General features: G+C 43.7%; 24 protein-coding genes. 21 read left to right on the forward strand and 3 right to left on the reverse strand.

The genetic code is table 11. The features are described from left to right. The first annotated feature begins 106 nt into the window (after positions 1-106). On the forward strand, positions 107-1,348 hold the full coding sequence (locus DH10bf12_RS06605) for a Bcr/CflA family multidrug efflux MFS transporter (protein WP_471737727.1): 1,242 nt from the start codon (positions 107-109) through the stop codon (positions 1,346-1,348). 14 nt (positions 1,349-1,362) lie between these two features. On the opposite strand, the gene DH10bf12_RS06610 is transcribed toward DH10bf12_RS06605, so the two are convergent. After that, on the reverse strand, positions 1,363-1,548 hold the full coding sequence (locus tag DH10bf12_RS06610) for a hypothetical protein (protein ID WP_039806938.1): 186 nt from the start codon (positions 1,546-1,548) through the stop codon (positions 1,363-1,365). A gap of 155 nt (positions 1,549-1,703) precedes the next feature. Between DH10bf12_RS06610 and DH10bf12_RS06615 the strand changes: the two genes are divergently transcribed. Continuing rightward, positions 1,704-2,246, forward strand: coding sequence for a cysteine hydrolase family protein (locus DH10bf12_RS06615; RefSeq protein ID WP_471737728.1), 543 nt, complete (start codon positions 1,704-1,706; stop codon positions 2,244-2,246). Between the two features lie 5 nt (positions 2,247-2,251). Continuing rightward, positions 2,252-2,422 carry a hypothetical protein gene (locus DH10bf12_RS06620; RefSeq protein WP_471737729.1) on the forward strand — a complete coding sequence of 57 codons (171 nt, stop codon included), beginning with the start codon at positions 2,252-2,254 and terminating at the stop codon, positions 2,420-2,422. A gap of 48 nt (positions 2,423-2,470) precedes the next feature. On the opposite strand, the gene DH10bf12_RS06625 is transcribed toward DH10bf12_RS06620, so the two are convergent. Then, complete coding sequence (locus tag DH10bf12_RS06625) at positions 2,471-3,130, reverse strand: haloacid dehalogenase type II (RefSeq protein WP_471737730.1); 660 nt, start codon at positions 3,128-3,130, stop codon at positions 2,471-2,473. A 122-nt stretch (positions 3,131-3,252) separates the two neighbouring features. Between DH10bf12_RS06625 and DH10bf12_RS06630 the strand changes: the two genes are divergently transcribed. Together DH10bf12_RS06630 and DH10bf12_RS06635 are read left to right on the forward strand one after the other, a co-directional pair. Next, positions 3,253-3,651: a hypothetical protein gene (locus DH10bf12_RS06630; RefSeq protein WP_471737731.1), complete on the forward strand. Its 399-nt coding sequence runs from the start codon at positions 3,253-3,255 to the stop codon at positions 3,649-3,651. An 11-nt stretch (positions 3,652-3,662) separates the two neighbouring features. Then, the gene (locus DH10bf12_RS06635) at positions 3,663-3,947 is read left to right on the forward strand and encodes a hypothetical protein (protein ID WP_471737732.1); all 285 of its coding nucleotides are present in this window, start codon (positions 3,663-3,665) and stop codon (positions 3,945-3,947) included. A 118-nt stretch (positions 3,948-4,065) separates the two neighbouring features. Here the strand turns inward: DH10bf12_RS06635 and DH10bf12_RS06640 are convergent, their stop codons facing one another. Further along, positions 4,066-4,257 (reverse strand): hypothetical protein, encoded by a 192-nt coding sequence (locus tag DH10bf12_RS06640; protein WP_039806950.1) that lies wholly within the window; start codon positions 4,255-4,257, stop codon positions 4,066-4,068. A 304-nt stretch (positions 4,258-4,561) separates the two neighbouring features. On the opposite strand from DH10bf12_RS06640, the gene DH10bf12_RS06645 reads away from it, so the two are divergent. The 16 genes from DH10bf12_RS06645 to DH10bf12_RS06720 all read left to right on the forward strand — a co-directional run bounded on the left by DH10bf12_RS06645 (position 4,562) and on the right by DH10bf12_RS06720 (position 18,537). After that, entirely contained in the window at positions 4,562-5,584 is a 1,023-nt protein-coding gene (locus DH10bf12_RS06645; protein ID WP_471737733.1) for a phosphotransferase enzyme family protein, read from the forward strand. Positions 5,585-5,662: 78 nt separating this feature from the next. Further along, complete coding sequence (locus tag DH10bf12_RS06650; RefSeq protein ID WP_471737734.1) at positions 5,663-6,175, forward strand: divergent PAP2 family protein; 513 nt, start codon at positions 5,663-5,665, stop codon at positions 6,173-6,175. 30 nt (positions 6,176-6,205) lie between these two features. Beyond that, positions 6,206-6,763, forward strand: a complete 558-nt coding sequence (locus tag DH10bf12_RS06655; RefSeq protein WP_471737735.1) for a MarR family winged helix-turn-helix transcriptional regulator — start codon at positions 6,206-6,208, stop codon at positions 6,761-6,763. Between the two features lie 153 nt (positions 6,764-6,916). Then, positions 6,917-7,870: an ABC transporter permease gene (locus DH10bf12_RS06660; RefSeq protein ID WP_471737736.1), complete on the forward strand. Its 954-nt coding sequence runs from the start codon at positions 6,917-6,919 to the stop codon at positions 7,868-7,870. 1 nt (position 7,871) lies between these two features. Beyond that, on the forward strand, positions 7,872-8,804 hold the full coding sequence (locus DH10bf12_RS06665) for an iron chelate uptake ABC transporter family permease subunit (RefSeq protein ID WP_471738201.1): 933 nt from the start codon (positions 7,872-7,874) through the stop codon (positions 8,802-8,804). Then, the gene (locus DH10bf12_RS06670; RefSeq protein ID WP_471737737.1) at positions 8,805-9,563 is read left to right on the forward strand and encodes an iron ABC transporter ATP-binding protein; all 759 of its coding nucleotides are present in this window, start codon (positions 8,805-8,807) and stop codon (positions 9,561-9,563) included. 15 nt (positions 9,564-9,578) lie between these two features. Further along, positions 9,579-10,520, forward strand: coding sequence for a siderophore ABC transporter substrate-binding protein (locus DH10bf12_RS06675; protein ID WP_471737738.1), 942 nt, complete (start codon positions 9,579-9,581; stop codon positions 10,518-10,520). A gap of 114 nt (positions 10,521-10,634) precedes the next feature. Then, positions 10,635-11,468, forward strand: coding sequence for an SDR family oxidoreductase (locus DH10bf12_RS06680; protein WP_471737739.1), 834 nt, complete (start codon positions 10,635-10,637; stop codon positions 11,466-11,468). 327 nt (positions 11,469-11,795) lie between these two features. Then, positions 11,796-12,647, forward strand: coding sequence for a MurR/RpiR family transcriptional regulator (locus DH10bf12_RS06685; protein WP_471737740.1), 852 nt, complete (start codon positions 11,796-11,798; stop codon positions 12,645-12,647). Between the two features lie 46 nt (positions 12,648-12,693). Continuing rightward, complete coding sequence (locus DH10bf12_RS06690; protein ID WP_471737741.1) at positions 12,694-13,536, forward strand: transporter substrate-binding domain-containing protein; 843 nt, start codon at positions 12,694-12,696, stop codon at positions 13,534-13,536. A 26-nt stretch (positions 13,537-13,562) separates the two neighbouring features. Next, on the forward strand, positions 13,563-14,231 hold the full coding sequence (locus tag DH10bf12_RS06695) for an amino acid ABC transporter permease (RefSeq protein ID WP_471737742.1): 669 nt from the start codon (positions 13,563-13,565) through the stop codon (positions 14,229-14,231). Between the two features lie 12 nt (positions 14,232-14,243). Next, on the forward strand, positions 14,244-14,966 hold the full coding sequence (locus DH10bf12_RS06700) for an amino acid ABC transporter ATP-binding protein (protein ID WP_471737743.1): 723 nt from the start codon (positions 14,244-14,246) through the stop codon (positions 14,964-14,966). A 318-nt stretch (positions 14,967-15,284) separates the two neighbouring features. After that, positions 15,285-15,962, forward strand: a complete 678-nt coding sequence (locus DH10bf12_RS06705) for a response regulator transcription factor (RefSeq protein ID WP_471737744.1) — start codon at positions 15,285-15,287, stop codon at positions 15,960-15,962. Continuing rightward, complete coding sequence (locus DH10bf12_RS06710; protein WP_471737745.1) at positions 15,959-17,335, forward strand: sensor histidine kinase; 1,377 nt, start codon at positions 15,959-15,961, stop codon at positions 17,333-17,335. Before DH10bf12_RS06705 ends, DH10bf12_RS06710 begins: the two co-directional genes overlap by 4 nt. Further along, complete coding sequence (locus DH10bf12_RS06715) at positions 17,332-17,886, forward strand: SCO family protein (RefSeq protein WP_471737746.1); 555 nt, start codon at positions 17,332-17,334, stop codon at positions 17,884-17,886. The genes DH10bf12_RS06710 and DH10bf12_RS06715 overlap by 4 nt, the downstream gene beginning before the upstream one ends. 96 nt (positions 17,887-17,982) lie before the next feature. Continuing rightward, a complete protein-coding gene (locus DH10bf12_RS06720) occupies positions 17,983-18,537 on the forward strand; it encodes a FixH family protein (RefSeq protein WP_471737747.1) in 555 nt (184 codons plus the stop codon). Positions 18,538-18,559 lie beyond the last annotated feature (22 nt).

The raw sequence follows: 18,559 nt of genomic DNA on the forward strand, positions 1-18,559 counted from the left end.
GTTATAGGATAAATCTCTTAATGTAAATTTGTAAAAGTTAATTCTCTTGTATAGGTAAGTTCATGGAAGAGGTGTATAATAGGCATCATGTTTCGGAGATCGAATAATGAAAGGTCTGATCATGATGAATACACTATCCGGTTCAAAACGGACGCGTCTCGCATTGATGCTTGGTGCACTTGGTGCGATGGGTCCTTTAACGATTGATATGTATCTGCCCGCCTTCCCAACGATTGCGGCAGATTTAATGACAAGTGCATCTTCTGTACAGCTCAGTTTGACCGCCTGTCTGCTGGGACTTGGTCTCGGACAGTTAATTAATGGCCCGTTAAGTGACGTACACGGAAGAAAGAAACCCCTTGTGATTGCACTGATGGCTTATGCGATAGCCTCATTTGCTATTGCATTTTCACCAAATATATATGTGCTGGTCGCACTGCGGTTTCTGCAGGGATTCTCTGCTTCAGCGGGGATTGTTATATCCCGTGCGATCGTAAGAGATTCATATAGCGGCAGGGAGCTGACCAAGTTTTTTGCGCTCTTAATGCTGATCAGTAATCTGGCGCCGATCTTAGCACCGATTGTCGGCAGTACCATTTTGCTGTTTACTGAATGGAATGGTATTTTTATTGTCTTAAGTGTAGTGGGATTATTGTTGTTTGCACTCATTACAATGCGTATGGAAGAAACACTGCCTGAAACATCAAGAGTACCGAGCAATATTGGTACAACAGTTAAAAACTTTAAATCACTGATTACAAATCAGCAGTTCCTTGGCTACTCACTTGCACAGGGCTTTATGATCGCAGGTGTATTTGCTTATGTATCGGGGACACCATTTGTCTATCAGAATATTTATGGATTTTCAGAGCAGGAATTCAGTTATTTATTTGGCCTTAACGGAATCGGACTGATTATCGGTACACAATCTGTCGGCCGGATGTCTCATAGGATTTCAGAAAGACAATTCCTGCTTTATGGACTGTCACAGGCTGTTACAGCAGGAGTCGTTCTGACAATTACGGTTCTGCTGGATGGACCATTCTTCTTTGTGGCACTCCCATTATTCTTCTTCGTGATGTCAATCGGGATGGTTGCAACAGCTTCCTTTTCACTGGCTATGCAGACGCAGGGGCATATTGCAGGAAGCGCATCTGCATTTCTCGGCATGCTGCCGCTTGTCCTTGGCTCACTGACTGCACCACTGGTTGGCGTTGCAGGTGAATATTCTGCAGTTCCGATGGGCTTGATTATTTTAAGTGCAAGCCTGCTCGCATTGACTGCCTATTTTGGACTGGCGCGCCGTGCTGAGAATAAGGCGGATGAATTGTTCAGAGATCAATCATAAGAAAAAGCAGCCAATTAAACTGGCTGCTTTTTTCTTTCTTGATTTTTAACGGTCGCAAACGTAATCATGGCTCCTAAAAATAAAATCGTATTGATTGTCATGACAATGCCATCATATGCACCGTCAAATACAGAAAGATTGATCAGAAAAGAAAAATGCATGAATGTGATGAGCACAATCAGTATGTTCAATGGGTTCATTCTTTCAAATCCTTTCCAGGCTTAATAAATACAGTGTAGCATGACCCTTAAATCATTTGTCACTACGTATTTAACTGATGAATGAAAATAGATTCATATTCTGTGTTTATCAAAATTGATTAAGTGAAATATTGGTAATAAGGAGTGACGGTAAAATGAAAAAAACCGCTTTATTACTGATAGATATGATGAATCATATGGAATTTGAAGGAGGGGAGGACCTGTTGAAGAATACGCTGCCAATGGTTGACCGCATGGTTGCACTAAAAAAGCGCATGAAGGAAAAAAATATTCCGGTCATCTATGTGAATGACAACTTTAATCACTGGCAGGACAATACGGATGCGGTGGTTGAAGAATGTATGAATTCAAGAGGAAAGCCTGTCGTGGAAAAAATCAGGCCTGAGGATGATGATTATTTTATCATTAAGCCTAAGCATTCCGGCTTTTTTGGAACACAGCTCGATATTCTGTTAAAACAGCTTGGAGTTGAGCGGGTGATTATTGCCGGTGTTGCAACTGATATATGCGTTCTTTTTACAGCGAATGATGCTCATATGCGGGAATATGAAATCTGTGTGCCGGAGGATTGCTCAGCCGCAGAAACGCAGAAAGCCCATAACAGCGCAATGAGAATCATTGAACAATCACTTGATGCGGATATACGTGCAGGTGAAAAAATCCCGATTGGAGAGTGAACAGAATGGAGAATGAAACAGCGAAAGAAAAACGCGAACGGCTTCAGCGTGAAGAGCTGAACCCTGAAGCAAAAACAACAACAGAGGCGCCATCTGAAAAGCCCGGCAGAACTGGAATCGATCTGATCATGCTGGCAGTTGTGATTGTTGCAGCCGTCATCTATATGCTGGTGTGAAATGTCAGATGAAAGACCCGCGTGAAGACTGGCTTCACGCGGGTTCTTTTACCATTTTAATATGCCGCTTAAATCCTCATAAACTGAATCAGGTGCTAACTGTAATTCCTCTACAGGAAGTCCGCTCCGGTTAATCCACGCAGTGTGAAAGCCAAAGCTCTTAGCTCCTGAAATGTCCCATCCGTTTGACGACATAAATAAGACCTCTTCGCGCTTTACCCCTGCTTTTTCAAGCGCATATGCATAAGCAGCAGGCGATGGTTTGTACTGCTTAATCTCATCAGCACTGATCGCATCAGTAAATAAAGATTTCAGTCCTGAAAACTTCATCAGCGGTTGCAGCATATTTTCAGATCCGTTTGAAAACACAATCAGTTCTTTCCCCTGTAATTGCTGCAATACTTCTTCAACCTCATCATAATGCTTTAGCTGACGGTATTGCTCGAGCATATGCTCCACCTGACTATCATCAATGGACTGGCTGCTTTCTTTCACTGCATAAACCAATGAATCACGCGTAACCTGATCAAATGGCTTGTAGCGACCCATTACCTGTCTGAGGAAAAAATACTCAACCTGTTTTTTCCGCCATGTCTGACTGATTGCTTCGCCGTGATCCGGGAAAAGTTCTTCTAATTCCTTCATGACTGAGTGAACGTCAAACAATGTTCCATAAGCATCAAATATGTAAGCTTTTATCTGTGGCATCTTTAATCATCTCCTTCTTGTTTAGTTTCCCGTTGTTTGAAAAAATAACCTGAAAGTCCTGCAACTTTTTGTAACTTCATTCGTCTGTTAATTGAAGAAAAATTTTCAAGGAGAACACCATCATGAGAAAACCCGTCATCATCGCACTCGTCTTGTTTTTTGGTCTTGCAGGTATGATTTTCGCATCTAATCAGTTTGAAAAAAGCCGTGTTGCTACTGTTCAGTTTTGGGACGAAGACTTGAAGGTATACGAGGAAGTATCAATGGTGCTGAATGATCAACAGCAAAAAGATCTCAGAGTTGTGTTAAATAGCTCTGATTATAAAGCCCGCCAATCCGAGATGGCCGTTTTTGCGGATGTGAAAATTACTTTTACATACGAGGATCAGCGCAATGAAAGCATTTATCTCTGGAAAGAAAGCGGGCAGTTTACAAGGTTCACAAGTTCAGAAAAAGAAGGAACATTCATTTTAAAAGATTCTGAAGCGAAAAGGACAGTTGAAGAAATCCTTACACGCTAGGAGTGGAAGAAATGACAGCAGCTCAAAAAGGCATGATCGCGATCGGTCTGACGGTTCTGTCAGGTGTCCTGGCCATTCATGGCTATAACCTGATGGAAACACTTGAAGTCAGAGACGGAGCCGGCACAGGCGTATACTTTTTGTTTTTTGAAATCAATGACCGGGTTCCGTGGTCTGATGTGGCAGGGTATGCTAATGGTTTTTGGACAGCAAGTCTGATTGTGTTTGTGACAGCAGTGTTGTTAGTGAAGGGTGTGAAAGTTAATAATTTGTTTTTAGGCGAAAAAAAATCCTGAATCATTCCGATTCAGGATTTTTTTCTTGATCTTTTTCGGCCATAAATTTCATGGCAATAGCTGCGAATACATCACCTAAGATGGTGAACAATGCGGCCACATCAAAACCTCCAATATGTCAGACTGTATTTTCTTCATCATCACCGGACTGCTTTTCAGCATACTGCCAGAGGAAGTAGATAATCCATGCTGCAATGACTGGTGACATGGCCAGCAGGCTTCTGCTTTCAGGCAATATGTAGAGCAGTACGATACTAAGAATAAACGTCGGGAGTACGAGCATCAGATATTTCACTTTAGGATCCATCATCATGTTTCCTCCTCTTGAATAAAATTATTATAACATTTTGACAATGGAATTGCGAATGGAGGATTTTTCCTCTCAGGTGTGCGTGTGCCGGTTCGGGGTGTTTATTCGGAGAAAAATAGTGTGTGTTCGTGGAAAAGCAGGTGATGTTCTTAGAAAAACAGGTCATGCTCGAAGGTAATTCGATGATGTTCGTGGAATAGTGTAATTTGACCTATGTATAAATTCTGTTATTCACTCCCCGTCCCGGTACGGAGGCAGCTTAAAAAGAGATTCTGTACACTTTGATTAAAAAATGGAGGCCATTATGGAACAGTCAGTTGAACGATTATTTTCACAGGAATTATTATCGGAAGCAGCATCACGTTTTCATGCAGATGCCGCACAAGCGAAGAATCTGAACGGTTTTGAAAACTATGTCTATGAGGTTTACAAAAGCGGAAAGCCCTATGTACTGAGACTGACCCATTCTTCACACAGAACGAAATCAGAGGTTGAAAGTGAACTCATCTGGATCAATGACCTTCACAGCAGAGGGATCAATGTGTCACTTGTGAATCAATCAGTGAACGGAAATCTGGTGGAAGCAATTGAAGCAGAGGATACATACTTTTATGCGTGTCTATTTAACAAAGCGCCCGGCGCATCAGTCAAAATGGATGATCCGTTTTTTGACGTTCCTCTTTTTGAAAAGTGGGGAGAGATCACTGGGGAATTACATACAGCTGCAAAGGATTTTGACACGGCACGAATGGATCGTCCTCACTGGTATGAGGATGATCTGATTGAGCTTAAAAAATATCTTCCTGAAGAAGACCAGCAGATTATAGAAGGAAATCGTGAACTGGTTAATCAAATCAGGCAGCTTCCTGATCAGAATGATGTCTACGGATTAATTCACTCTGATATTCATATGGGTAATTTCTTTGTGCATGGCGGTGAGATTCACTTGTTTGATTTTGATGACACAATGTATTTCCACTACATTAGTGATATCGCGATCCCGCTTTATTACACGGCGCTATGGAAGTACAACGAGCTGCCGCTTGAAGGACGGTCGGCGCAGGGAGAAGTATTCCTGAAAGCTTTTCTGAAAGGGTATACGCGAAAAAGTGAGATCGAACAGGAGTGGATTGAAAGGCTGCCGTTGTTTTTGAAGATGAGAGATTATACACTGTATGGGGTTTTTCATAAGCAGGTGGATCTTGAAAAGGCGAGTGAGCGGGAGCGGGCACTTGTGAAAAGTCTGCGTGAGCGTTTACTGAGCGGAGAGCCGATTGTTGAGTTGGATTATACAAAAATTTTTAACGGGGTCAGCCAGGAAGTCTGACTGCAGATAGCATATTTTTCTTCAATAAGGGTATGGTTACTAACAGAATCCATACATACCTGACAGGAGGAGAAATTTATGAATAGAGGCGTTGTGACTTCATTATCAGCGATTGGGATTGCCCAGGCGCTGAAAATTGTTACGCATAAGAAGATAACAGGAAAATGGGAATTGAAGCCGCTTGTACAGACCGGTGGCATGCCAAGCTCTCACTCAGCGGGGGTTGCTTCTCTGGCGGCATATGTGGCTGCAAATAGAGGGACGAGACATATCGAAACTGCACTTGCAATTGTCTTTGGAACCATTGTGATGTATGACGCACAGGGCGTGCGGAGACACACAGGTGAAATTGCGAGACTGGTGAATGACCTTGAGGATCATTTTGAAATTATTTCAGACGATTACCCGAGTCTTCAGTTTGAAAAACGTGAAAAAGAATTAAAAGAACTGCTTGGTCATCAGCCGCTGGAGGTCCTTGCCGGAGGAATTTTTGGTATTCTTTATGGTGTAGCATCAGCTAAGCTTGAAGACCGTAAGCTGAACAATGAAGAACCGAAGCCAATGATTGCACGCGATTTTAAAAACGAATAAGTCCAGCTCCGCAGCGTCTATGTGTGCAAAATGGAAGACATATACGCTGCGGCTTTTATATTTTTACAAATGTTTTTTAAAAACCTGCTTGCACTGAGAACGATTTTCATTTACTATCAGATGTGGGAAGACAAAAGGGTGGATTTTATGAATGATCAACAATATTTCCTTAACGATTCCCTGGGCTATAAGCTGTTTCATGCTTCAAGACTTATGAACAGCCGGTTGAACCGTAATTTTAAAGAAAATGGTTTTAATCTTACATATGAGCAATGGCAGATTCTTACGCGGCTTTATGAGCGGGACGGTCAGACACAAAATGACCTTGCGGCTCAAAACGAAAGAGATCAGGCGAGTGTATCGAGGCTGATTGATAACCTGATTAAGCGTGGATATGTGAAAAGAGAGGTTCATCCGTCGGACCGGCGTGTGAATAGGATCTCTTTAACAGCAGAGGCGCAGCGCATACAAAAAGAACTTGAGACATTAGCACAGAAAACCATCGCCCAGGCATCAGACGGACTTTCTGAAAAAGAACTCTCACAGATTTTATCAGCGCTTGATAAAATCAGATCAAATTTAGCATAAGCTTTTTTGCGTCAAACACTTGTTGGAACAAGCATTATTTTTTATAACATTAGTTGTCTAAACAAGTATTTGACGGAGAGAAGGTTCTCTCTTTTTTTAGAATACAGTGAGAATAGTTATCATTTTCACTTTAAGGAAAGTCGGGTTCCAATCATGAAAAAACGATATCTGGCCAGTGCACTCGTTCTTTTCGCTGTAGGATCTCTGTTTGTCGGGGTTTCATCTATTTCCCCAATGGATTTATTTGATTTGTCAGAGGAACAGCTGCACGTTTTGTGGAACAGCCGGCTGCCGCGTTTAATGAGTATTTTGCTTGCGGGAGCGGGGATGAGTGTGTGCGGGCTGATTATGCAGCAGCTCTCACGTAATAAATTTGTATCACCAACAACTGCGGGGACGATGGACTCTGCAAGACTCGGTGTACTGGTATCACTTATGTTATTTACCAGTGCATCACCGCTTTTAAAAATGAGTATCGCATTCGTGTTTGCTTTACTCGGCACATTTGTTTTTATGAAAATTTTAGACCGGATACAGTTCAAGGATGTCATTTTCGTGCCGCTTGTCGGTTTGATGTTCGGGAATATTATCAGCTCGATTACAACGTTTTTCGCTTACGAGCGGGATCTTATTCAGAATATGTCTGCCTGGATGCAGGGTGACTTTTCATTGATCGTGACCGGCCGTTATGAGCTGATGTTTCTAAGTATTCCGTTCATGATTGCAGCATACATATTTGCAAACAAATTCACGATTGCAGGAATGGGTGAGGACTTTGCAGTCAGTCTCGGATTGAAATACAGAACAGTTGTGAATACAGGGCTTGTGCTAGTTGCCTTTGTCACTTCATCTGTTTTGCTGACAGTCGGAGTGATTCCTTTTCTTGGTCTGGTTGTACCGAATATTGTCAGTCTATATCAGGGGGATAATCTGAAAAAGAATCTGCCTCATACCGCCATGCTGGGAGCGTTATTCGTTCTTGTGTGTGATATTCTCGGACGGATTGTGATTTATCCGTATGAGCTGCCGATTAACTTAACCGTTGGTGTACTTGGAAGCGGAATTTTTGCGTGGCTGCTGATCAGGAGGCGATCACGTGAAGCATAAAATGATTTTAGCGATACTGGGCGTTATTGCTGTCACGATGATTGTGATCTATATGACGATCGCATCCGGAGGGAACTGGGATTATATCCTGCCGCGCCGCGGTATGAAGGTGCTTGCGATGGTCATAACTGCGAGCACAATCGGAATTTCAACCGTTATGTTCCAGACGATGACCAATAACCGGATTCTGACCCCAAGCATTATGGGGATGGATTCCCTTTATATGCTGCTTCAGACAGCACTTGTTTTTATCGTCGGTTCAGGCAGTGCGCTTATCATGAACCGCAACCTGAACTTTGTCGTATCGGTCCTGCTCATGATGGGTTTTGCCATGCTGCTCTATAAGCTATTGTTTAAAAATGAAGGATCAAACCTGTTTTTCCTTCTGCTACTCGGACTGATCTTTGGAACATTTTTCTCAAGCATCTCAACCTTCATGCAGGTACTGATCGACCCAAATGAGTTTCTGATGATTCAGGACCGAATGTTTGCAAGCTTTAACAATGTCAGTGCTGACCTTGTATGGGTGGCGCTCGGCTGTATTGCAGTGACTGTGATTTGGATGTGGAAGGACTTAAAATATCTCGATGTCCTGTCACTTGGAAGGGATCAGGCGCTGAATCTGGGCGTGGATTATGAGCGCGTCGTCAGAAAGCTGTTCTTGGTGACAGCTGTGTTTGTTGCAATTTCAACTGCGCTTGTCGGTCCGATTCTATTTCTCGGGCTGCTCGTTGCCAACGTCACATATGAAGTCATGAAAACCTATCGTCATTCTTACCTGATGGCTGCCTCTGCTTTAATCGGTATGATCGCAGTCATTGGTGGTCAGCTGCTAGTGGAACGAGTATTCAGCTTTACAACGACACTCAGCGTCATCGTGAACTTCATCGGTGGTGTGTACTTTTTATACTTACTATTAAGGGAGCGATCATAAATGGTTTCAGCCAGTAACGTAGTGAAATTTTTCGGTAAAAAGAAAGTCGTACAGGACGTCTCAATTCAGGTCGAAAAAGGAAAAATCACTTCGCTGATCGGTCCCAATGGTGCCGGTAAAAGTACACTGCTATCGATCGTCAGCAGACTGATGACGTCTGACGCAGGTGAAGTCAGAATCGATGAACTCGATGTAGCAAAATGCCGCGGCAGTGAGCTTGCTAAAAAAGTGTCAATTCTAAAACAGGCTAATCATATGACGCTGAAGTTAACTGTCAGAGAGCTTGTCTCCTTTGGGCGTTTTCCTTACTCACAGGGAAAGCTGACAGCTGAAGATGAACGTTTTGTTGATGAAGCGATTGCTTATATGCAGCTTGAAGACATGCAGCATTCCTTCCTGGATGAGCTGAGCGGAGGACAGAAACAGCGTGCATTTCTCGCAATGGTCATTGCACAGGATACAGAATATATCCTGCTTGACGAACCACTCAACAACCTTGATATGAAGCATGCCGTTCAAATGATGAAAGTACTGCGCCGTCTGGTGGATGAACTGGGGAAAACAGTGGTCATCGTGATTCATGATATCAACTTTGCCTCCTGCTATTCAGACAATATTATTGCGATGAAAAACGGATGCGTCGTGAGAGAAGGTACAGTTAATGACATCATTAAACCGTGCGTGCTGAAAGAAATTTACGATATGGATATCGATATAGAAAATGTAAATGAAAATAAAATCTGCGTCTATTACGCATAAAAGGACGGATCAGATATGAAAAAATTATTATTCCCAGTCATTGCAGGTGCACTTGTATTAGGAGCCTGTGGATCAGAAGAAAATGCAGAAACAACAGCAGGCTCAGCCGCTGAAAAAGAAGAAATGACGATCACACACCTGTTAGGTGAAACAACAGTTGAAAAGAGTCCGGAATCAGTCGTAGTGTTTGATTTTGGTACGCTTGATACACTCGATGCACTCGGTGTTGAAGTAGCAGGTGTCCCACAGACCAACATTCCTTCCTACCTTTCAAAATATAAGGGGGATGACTTTGAAAACGCAGGCGGACTGAAAGAGCCTGACTTCGAAGCGATCAACGCAATGGATCCTGACCTGATCATTATCTCAGGACGCCAGGCAGAACTGTATGAAGAATTCGAAGCGATCGCACCGACAATTTATATGGGTGTAGATACTGAAAAATATATGGAATCATTCGAGGAAAACGTCAACACACTGGCGGAGCTATTCGAAAAAGAGGAAGCAGCCACTGAAAAGCTTGAAGAAATTAATGCATCAATTGATGAATTAAATGAGCAGGTCACTTCTAAAGAGCTTGAAGCATTAGTGACACTTGCAAATGACGGGAAGATCAGTGCATATGGTGCAGGATCACGCTTTGGCATCATCCATGACGTGTTCGGCTTTACCCCTGCAGACGAAACGATCGAAGTATCTACACACGGACAAAGTATTTCCTATGAATACATTGTCGAAGAGGATCCGCAGTATATCTTTGTTGTAGACCGCGGCGCAGCAGTTGAGGGAGAATCTTCATCAGCAAAACAGGTCGTTGAAAATGAATTCATCGAAGGCACGCAGGCCTACGAGAACGGCAATATCATCTACCTTGATCCGAACTACTGGTACCTGTCAGGCGGCGGATTAGTATCCGTTCAGGAAATGGTAAATGAAATTCAGGCAGGTATTGAATAAATCAGTAAGCTCCTCTGCAGTGCAGGGGAGCTTTGTTATGGCTTCAAAAAAGATTCCACCTGGGATCTCTGTTATACTGTACAAAACTTTCAACGCTAAAAGGAGTGTCTACATATGAAAACAGCATTAGTTACAGGCGCCAACTCAGGAATGGGACTTACTACAACCATCGAACTTGTGAAACAGGGCTATCACGTCGTCATGATGTGCCGCAACACACGTCGCGGTAAAGTGGCCTGGATCTCAGCTAAAGAACAGACACGTTCAGAGGAACTGACATTAATGCAATGTGACCTAGGCAATCTTGAAAGCATCAGAAACTTTGCAGCGGAATTTAAAAAGAAATTCTCAAAGCTCGACGTACTCGTGAATAACGCAGGCGTTGTCTCTTTAAAACGCAGACTGACAGATGACGGCTTTGAATCGCATCTGGGCGTCAATCACCTCGGTCACTTCCTTCTGACCAACCTGTTGCTGGATGAACTAAAAGCCGCGGAGCAGGGCAGAGTTGTTACAATCAGCTCAGGCGCGCATAAATGGGGCAAAATCGACTTTGACGACCCTCATTTCGAAAAAGGGTACAACGTCGCAAAAGCATACGGCCGCTCAAAGCTTGCTAACGTTCTTTTTACAAAAGCACTGGCAAAGCGTCTTGAAGGCACTGCAGTCACGTCCAATGCCGTGCACCCGGGCGCAGTTTCAACGAATATCGGCATTGATCGAAAAACTGAGTTCGGCAAAAGTGTGCATAAAGTATTGAAGCCGTTTTTCCAGACTGCTGAAGAAGGCGCTGCAACAGCCGTATACCTTGCTACAGCACCGGAACTTGCAGGTGTCAGTGGTAAATATTTTTATCAGATGGAAGAGATTGATGTGTCAGAGGATGCGTCTAATGAATGGCTGGCAGAAGAATTATGGGGCTGGAGTGAGGAACGTGTTGGATTATAAATAAGTTTTAGTGACCCCGTCTGTGTGGTGCAGGCGGGGTTTTCTTGTGTGCAGGCGGCGACATTGGAATGAGTAAAAAGTCCCGAAGTGTCGAACAAACGGCGTTCTGTGTCGAAGAAGACTATTTAAAACGCGAACAATAGGGAGTGAACGTTGAACATTTATTATTTCCCATCGAACATTAACTATTTCCCGTCGAACCTCATATACGATTAGATAATAACACGATAAATTCAGAAAATTCCCCCAATACTATTGCAGGAATTCCTGCAAAAAGATACAATATAACTAGTTTATTGTTGCAAATCATTTTTTGGAGGCTATGAAATGCAGGATATACTGCAAAAATTAGAAAATTCTTATCCGAAACTCAGTGCCGGGCAAAAGAAAGTGGCTCAATTATTTTTCGACAACCCGAGCGTCATTGCTTTTTCATCTGCACTTGAAGTAGGCAAAATGGTCAATGTGAGTGAATCTACTGTCATTCGTTTGACTCAGAAGATTGGTTATAAAGGTTATCCGGAAGCACAGCATCAGATTCAGCGGAAGCTTGCTGAAGAGCGTTTTTATGCCGATCAGAATGATCAGACCGAGAACCGGAGTGAGGATCAGGCATTTTTACACAGCCTGCTTGATGCGGACATTGCAAATATTGAAAAGCTCAAGCAATCACTGAAGGAAGAGGACCTGCTGCGGGTTGTTGATATCATCAGTCATGCGAGAAAAGTGTACGTGACGAGTAATCTGTTCAGCTATGGGCTTGGACATTTATTTACCCAATGGATGAGTATGGTGCTTGATAACACTGAGATGCTGATGCAGGGTGATGTGCAGTATTATCAGCAGCTGTCGAAAATGGATGAGTCGAATGTGGTCATTGTCCTCGCATACCCCCGCTACACAAAAAATATTATTGAGACCGTCAAAACCGCTAAGGCCCAGGGTGCTACAGTGATTTCGATTACTGATTCAAAGGATTCCCCGGTTGCGGCTCATTCTGATATTTTACTCGAAGCGGCGATGAATGCGAACTTGAGAATTGATTCATTTACAGCAGTAGTGGCGTTGTTAACCTCCATTATGAGATTTGTCTCAGTAAAAGAGCATGAGAAAGTCAGTGCGAACTTAGAACGTGTTGAAAAAATGTACGAGGAAAAAGAAATTTTTTACCGTGACTAAAGGTTTTTACCTTTAAAAATAAAACACAAAAAGGGGAGCATTACTTATGAAAAAGAAGGTATTGTTTGGTTTATCATTATCAGCAGCAATGGTATTAGCAGCATGCGGAGGCGATGATTCAGCCGATGATTCAGGAAACGCGGAAGGCGGATCATCTGAAGCGGACAGTGAATTCAACCTGCTTGAAGAGGGGCAGCTAACATGGGCATCAAGTGGTCTTTACAAGCCATTTAACTATGAAGAAGGCGGAGAGCTGAAGGGCTTTGACGTTGAAATCGGTTATGCAATCGCTGAGAAAATGGGACTTGAGCCAAACCCGATTACAACACCATGGGAAACGATTCTGCAGGGACTGACAAGTAACCGTTTTGACGCAATTATTGGAAGTATGGCGATTACCAATGAGCGTGCAGAACAGGTTAATTTCTCAGATCCATACTATTACTCAGGCGGGATGATCTTTGTTAATGAAAACAATAGTGACATCACGTCGCCAGAAGACCTTGAAGGCAAGACAATCGGTGTAGTTGCACAAAGTACGTATGACGAAGCTGCACAGGAATACACAGATAACATTCAATACTATAACAGTGACGTTGTAGCACTGAATGATTTAACGATTGAAGGGCGACTTGATGCCGTTATTACAGCTGACGTAGTTGGTTATGAAGCACAGGCACAGGGACTTGAGATTAAAGAAGTTGGTGACCCGCTATGGATCGAACAAGCAGCGATTGCTGTAAACAAAGATGATGAGGCACTCCTTGAAGCCATAAACGAAGCTCTAGCTGAGATTGTTGAAGATGGTACGTATGATCAGATTTCAAATGATCTATTCGGACGTAACCTGTTAGAAACAGAAACTGAAGGCATTGAAATTTTAGAATAAGTCCACGAGAGTAGGAAGGTGTTAGTATGCCAGAGTTATTTGGAACACTCATTGATGTGTTTACGAGAACGCTTTCCGGCTTTTTGGACGCCACTGTCATTACCCTTCAATTAACAGCAGTCGGGGTTGTCCTCGGTTGTCTGTTAGGGTTATTCTTTGCGCTTCTGAAATTGTCGAAAGCAAAACCGCTTCAAATGATTGCAAACTTTTATATTACTGTAATCCGCGGCACGCCGCTGATCGTACAGATTATGTTTTTATACTTTGGAATCACTGAAATTATTACACTGTCCAACTTCTGGGCAGGTGCAATCGCACTTGGCGTGCATAATGGTGCCTATATCGCGGAGATTTTCCGTGGCGCGATTCAGGGTGTGGATAAAGGACAGACTGAAGCCAGCTTCTCACTTGGTATGACGAAGTCCCAGACGATGAAAAGAATCGTTTTCCCACAGGCTCTGCGCCGCTCAATTCCGCCGCTTGGCAACCAGTTCATCATTGCGCTGAAGGACTCTTCCCTAGTGTATGTCATTGGGGTAGCTGAATTATTCTCTCTCGCAAACAGAGAAGCTGCCCAGTCCTTCCAGCCTTTTGAAACCTATTTAATCGTCGGACTGTATTACTTAGTCCTCGTAATGATCTTCACATACCTGCTCAGATGGTATGAAAATAAACTCGATTTTGATAAAGATTAAGGAGGTTCGCATATGATTAAAGCAAAAAATATTCATAAATCATTTGGTGACCTCGAAGTATTAAAAGGCATTGATCTTGAAGTACAGCCATCAGAAGTGGTTGTGCTCGTCGGCGTCAGCGGATCCGGTAAAAGTACGTTGCTGCGCTGCTTCAACTTTCTTGAAATGATCAATGACGGAGAAATTACGATTGATGGCACCACGGTGAATCATAAAAAGGATAACCTTTCAAAAGTCCGTGCAGAGGTCGGCATGGTGTTCCAGCACTTCAATCTGTTTCCGCATAAGACAGTGCTGGAAAATGTCATTGAGGCACCAATGCAGGTGAAGAAAAAGAAGAAGGATGCTGCAATCAAGCATGCCAAAGAGCTTTTAGAGAAAGTCGGGCTTTCTGACAAAGCCGATGTCTATCCAAACAAGCTGTCAGGCGGTCAAAAGCAGCGTGTAGCAATAGCGCGCTCACTTGCGATGGAACCGAAAGTCATGCTGTTTGACGAACCGACGTCAGCACTTGACCCTGAACTTGTCACTGAAGTACTGCAGGTTATGAAAAACCTTGCTGAAGAAGGCATGACAATGGTTGTTGTCACCCACGAAATGCGCTTTGCGCGTGAGGTTGCAGATCGCATTATCATGCTTGATCAGGGTGTGATCATCGAGTCGGCTGATCCGAAGACGTTCTTTGAGAATCCGACTAATGAGCGTACGAGACAGTTTATTCAGCTGGTTGAATAGCATAGAGTAGGATGGGGACCGCCGCGCGGAGTCAGGATTTCTGACTTGGTGTGGCGGTTTTTTGTGAAAGTTGGGCGGGTGAAAAGTCCCGAAGTGTCGAACGTTAGACTTTTTACGCCGAACAATTCGCATGAGCGTCGAACATGACGATACGAAAAGCGAACAGGCATTATTCCCCATCGAACCCAAAGTATTTCCCGCCGAACCCACAGATTCTGTAATCCTTAACCCATCCCCAAAAACCACAACTTCACTCAAACTTCACACAAAACTGATACAATAGCGGTATCATTTTAATTAAAGCAGGTGAATCAACAGATGTCCGGCTATAAAGTATTAATCGTGGAAGATGAACAGCCGATGAGAGAGCTGATCGCTTCTTTTTTAATAGAAGAACATTATGATGTGATCCAGGCGGCAAACGGTTCAGAAGCGTTGCAGCTTTTTAAGCGTGAGCAGCCGGATGTGATGGTTGTGGACATTATGATGCCGTTTATGGACGGCTTTGAGCTGCTTGAAGAGGTCAGGAAGGTATCTGATCTTCCGTTTATTTTTCTGTCTGCAAGAGGGGAAGAGCTTGATAAGGTGAAGGGACTCAGGCTTGGAGCAGATGATTATATGGTTAAGCCGTTTCATTCAGGTGAGCTGATCGCCCGGATTGAAACAGTCATCAGACGGGCAGGCGGAAAGCAGTCCTCACAAAAGATCACTTCAGGCTCTTTAACGCTTGATCTTGATTATATGGAAGCAAAAAGCACGGGCAGACTTGTCACGCTGACCCGAAAAGAGTTTCGCCTGCTCGAGCTTTTAATAAAACACGAGAACCATACGGTGACCAGATCAAGAATGATGGAGCTGATCTGGGGGCCTGATTATCCGGGGTCTGAGCGGACAGTAGATACACATATGAAAACGCTCAGGATGAAGCTGCCTGAAGAGAGCGAACGGATTAAGACCGTCCGCGGAGTCGGATACCGTTTGGAGGCGCCAAAGTGACATTCAGCAGAAAGATTCTACTATTACTAATAGGAAGCATTGGAATTACGTTGCTGGCAGCCTTCATTTTCCTGCATTTCACTTATCGTGATCTTTACTTATCAACAGTGAGAGAATCTGTTGAATCGCAGGGACAGCGCACGGCCGCTCACTATCATTCAGGTGAGCTGACTGAAGAGATTATCGAAAAGATCCATTGGTACAATGTGGTGTCAGAATATGAAGTGGTTGTCGCAGATGATCTGGATGAGCTGAATCGTCTGTTTCCATATGAAATAGATGGGATGAAGTTGATAGAGGAGTCTGATCGGGACAGGTTACTCACAGGTCAGTCGATGATAAAAGAAGGCTATGTTGATCATTATGGGCGCCAGGTCATTGGTGGTGTATATCCGATCACAGACGGCGTTTCAACAGCTGGATATGTGTATATTTTCGTGCCGCTTGAAGGACTTGCGCAGGTGTTTGGGAGCAGTATTCCTTTGTTAATTGGCGTTGGAATATTATTTTTCGTTATTCTCAGCCTGCTTGTCGGCCGGATCCGTCAGTCTCTTTTCAGGCCGCTTGCTTCAATTGAATCTTTTTCGAAAAAGGTGTCAGCGGGGGAGTATGAGAACCGGCTTGAAGTCAGACAGATGGATGAGATCGGTCAGGTATCTGCTGCGCTCAATCAGATGAGTGAAGCACTGCAGCATCAGGAGGAGCGTCAGAAGGAGTTTCTCGCTGATATCATGCATGAAGTCAGAACCCCGCTCACCTATATCCAGGGATACACTGAGCAGCTGAAGAAATCTGATCAGGATAAAGACGTCATCCTTGCGACGATTGAAAGCGAAGTGCAGCGGATGAACGGCCTGCTGTCAGATCTGGTTGAGCTGAACCGGCTGCAGGATGGGTATGCAGAGTTTGACAGACAGCCGATTGCAGCATCAGATCTCCTATATGAGACTGTTCAGATTTTCTCATTGCAGGCGAAAGAGCGCTCACTCCATTTTGAAATAGAAGCGGATGAAGAACTTGTGATGATCCAGGATGTGAAGAGGCTGCAGCAGATTTTTTATAACCTGATTGAAAATGCGGTGAAGTATGCACCGGCAGATTCAGCGATCGCGCTTATGTTAAAAGAAGAAAATCAGCGGGTGAAGTTGTCTGTAATGAACGATTCAACCCTTTCAACTAAAGAAAAAGAGCGGATCGGAGAACGTTTTTACAGAGCGAACCGGGACCGCAACCGTCAAACTGGCGGTACAGGGCTTGGACTGGCGATTGTAAAAGAGCTCGTCAGGCTGATGGACGGGGAGTTTCATATAGACTCAAAAACTAATACATTTAAAGTTGATATTAAAATGCCGAAAGAAGGACAGACAACATGAAAAAATGGATGTTATTAATCGCAGTTACTTTTCTGCTCGCAGCGTGCGGCAGTGAGCCGGATGGACCGCCTGTGAGCGGGTTTAATTATACAGACCAGCATGGGGAGGAATTCAGCAGCAGTGAGCTTGAGGGAAAGGTATGGATTGCGGACTTCATCTTCACAAATTGTGATACTGTCTGCCCGCCGATGACTTATAAAATGGCTGATATTCAGTCTACACTGGAAGAACAGGGACTTGAGGCTGAAATTGTATCATTCAGCGTGGATCCGGAAGTCGATACACCTGAAAAGCTGACTGAGTTTTTAGCCCAGTTTACAGAGGATGACAGCAACTGGCATATGTTAACCGGCTACGGGCAGGAGGAGATTGAAACATTTGCGCGTGAGGAATTTCAATCACTTGTAAATAAGCCTGAAGACGCTGATCAGGTGCTGCATGGTGTTACGTTTTACGTGATGGATCAGGAAGGCAGGATCTTCAGCGAGTATAACTTCACTGAAGAAGGCGTCGTCGATAAAATTACAGATGATGTAGAAGCATTACAGTAAGGCTGTGAATAAAATGTGAAGGTTAGTACGACTTCACGTTTATTTCACATAAGGCGTATATACTAAAGCCATTGTTGATATAAAGGAGAAACTGAAATGAAAAAATGGATTGCCGGGTTAGCGGCTGTGATGATGCTTGCTGCCTGTTCATCAGAGGAAGAACAAGCGTCAAATGAATTGCCACAGATGGTTGAGGTGGACATATCAGTGCCTGAAGATGCAGTTCCTGGCGAAGAAACAGTCGTGCAGGCTGAAGTGACTCAGGGCGGGGAAGCAGTTGAGGATGCACAGGAAGTGTTGTTTGAGATCTGGAATGACGCTGCCGGTACAAAGAGTGAGCGTGTAGAAGGCACCTTTACTGAAAACGGGATCTACGAGGCCGCTTATACATTTGAAGAAAGCGTGTATACGGTTCAGGCACATACAACTGCGCGTGATATGCATGTCATGCCAAAAACGCAGTTCCACGTAGGTGAACCGACTGACGAACAGGTTGCAGCTGTTGAGGAAAATGCTGAGAATAAGAAGAGCAGTCATATGGATGATCATGGTGATGAGAATCATGACCATTCAGAAGAAGACCACAGTCATGATGAAGAGGATCATGAAGACCATAGCCACGATGATGAAGAAGGTCACGAAGGCCATTAAGAAAAATGCCGGGTACGCAGCA

Source organism: Jeotgalibacillus sp. 10bf12, assembly GCF_055597105.1.

Coding starts and splice junctions, on each gene's coding strand:
- DH10bf12_RS06695 (WP_471737742.1), top strand. CDS start 13,563: ATGCCAGAGTTATTTGGAACACTCATTGATGTGTTTACGAGAACGCTT.
- DH10bf12_RS06635 (WP_471737732.1), top strand. CDS start 3,663: ATGACAGCAGCTCAAAAAGGCATGATCGCGATCGGTCTGACGGTTCTG.
- DH10bf12_RS06640 (WP_039806950.1), bottom strand. CDS start 4,257: ATGATGGATCCTAAAGTGAAATATCTGATGCTCGTACTCCCGACGTTT.
- DH10bf12_RS06625 (WP_471737730.1), bottom strand. CDS start 3,130: ATGCCACAGATAAAAGCTTACATATTTGATGCTTATGGAACATTGTTT.
- DH10bf12_RS06705 (WP_471737744.1), top strand. CDS start 15,285: ATGTCCGGCTATAAAGTATTAATCGTGGAAGATGAACAGCCGATGAGA.
- DH10bf12_RS06615 (WP_471737728.1), top strand. CDS start 1,704: ATGAAAAAAACCGCTTTATTACTGATAGATATGATGAATCATATGGAA.
- DH10bf12_RS06680 (WP_471737739.1), top strand. CDS start 10,635: ATGAAAACAGCATTAGTTACAGGCGCCAACTCAGGAATGGGACTTACT.
- DH10bf12_RS06660 (WP_471737736.1), top strand. CDS start 6,917: ATGAAAAAACGATATCTGGCCAGTGCACTCGTTCTTTTCGCTGTAGGA.
- DH10bf12_RS06685 (WP_471737740.1), top strand. CDS start 11,796: ATGCAGGATATACTGCAAAAATTAGAAAATTCTTATCCGAAACTCAGT.
- DH10bf12_RS06645 (WP_471737733.1), top strand. CDS start 4,562: ATGGAACAGTCAGTTGAACGATTATTTTCACAGGAATTATTATCGGAA.
- DH10bf12_RS06610 (WP_039806938.1), bottom strand. CDS start 1,548: ATGAACCCATTGAACATACTGATTGTGCTCATCACATTCATGCATTTT.
- DH10bf12_RS06650 (WP_471737734.1), top strand. CDS start 5,663: ATGAATAGAGGCGTTGTGACTTCATTATCAGCGATTGGGATTGCCCAG.
- DH10bf12_RS06715 (WP_471737746.1), top strand. CDS start 17,332: ATGAAAAAATGGATGTTATTAATCGCAGTTACTTTTCTGCTCGCAGCG.
- DH10bf12_RS06690 (WP_471737741.1), top strand. CDS start 12,694: ATGAAAAAGAAGGTATTGTTTGGTTTATCATTATCAGCAGCAATGGTA.
- DH10bf12_RS06675 (WP_471737738.1), top strand. CDS start 9,579: ATGAAAAAATTATTATTCCCAGTCATTGCAGGTGCACTTGTATTAGGA.
- DH10bf12_RS06720 (WP_471737747.1), top strand. CDS start 17,983: ATGAAAAAATGGATTGCCGGGTTAGCGGCTGTGATGATGCTTGCTGCC.
- DH10bf12_RS06665 (WP_471738201.1), top strand. CDS start 7,872: ATGATTTTAGCGATACTGGGCGTTATTGCTGTCACGATGATTGTGATC.
- DH10bf12_RS06605 (WP_471737727.1), top strand. CDS start 107: ATGAAAGGTCTGATCATGATGAATACACTATCCGGTTCAAAACGGACG.
- DH10bf12_RS06670 (WP_471737737.1), top strand. CDS start 8,805: ATGGTTTCAGCCAGTAACGTAGTGAAATTTTTCGGTAAAAAGAAAGTC.
- DH10bf12_RS06630 (WP_471737731.1), top strand. CDS start 3,253: ATGAGAAAACCCGTCATCATCGCACTCGTCTTGTTTTTTGGTCTTGCA.
- DH10bf12_RS06700 (WP_471737743.1), top strand. CDS start 14,244: ATGATTAAAGCAAAAAATATTCATAAATCATTTGGTGACCTCGAAGTA.
- DH10bf12_RS06655 (WP_471737735.1), top strand. CDS start 6,206: ATGGAAGACATATACGCTGCGGCTTTTATATTTTTACAAATGTTTTTT.
- DH10bf12_RS06620 (WP_471737729.1), top strand. CDS start 2,252: ATGGAGAATGAAACAGCGAAAGAAAAACGCGAACGGCTTCAGCGTGAA.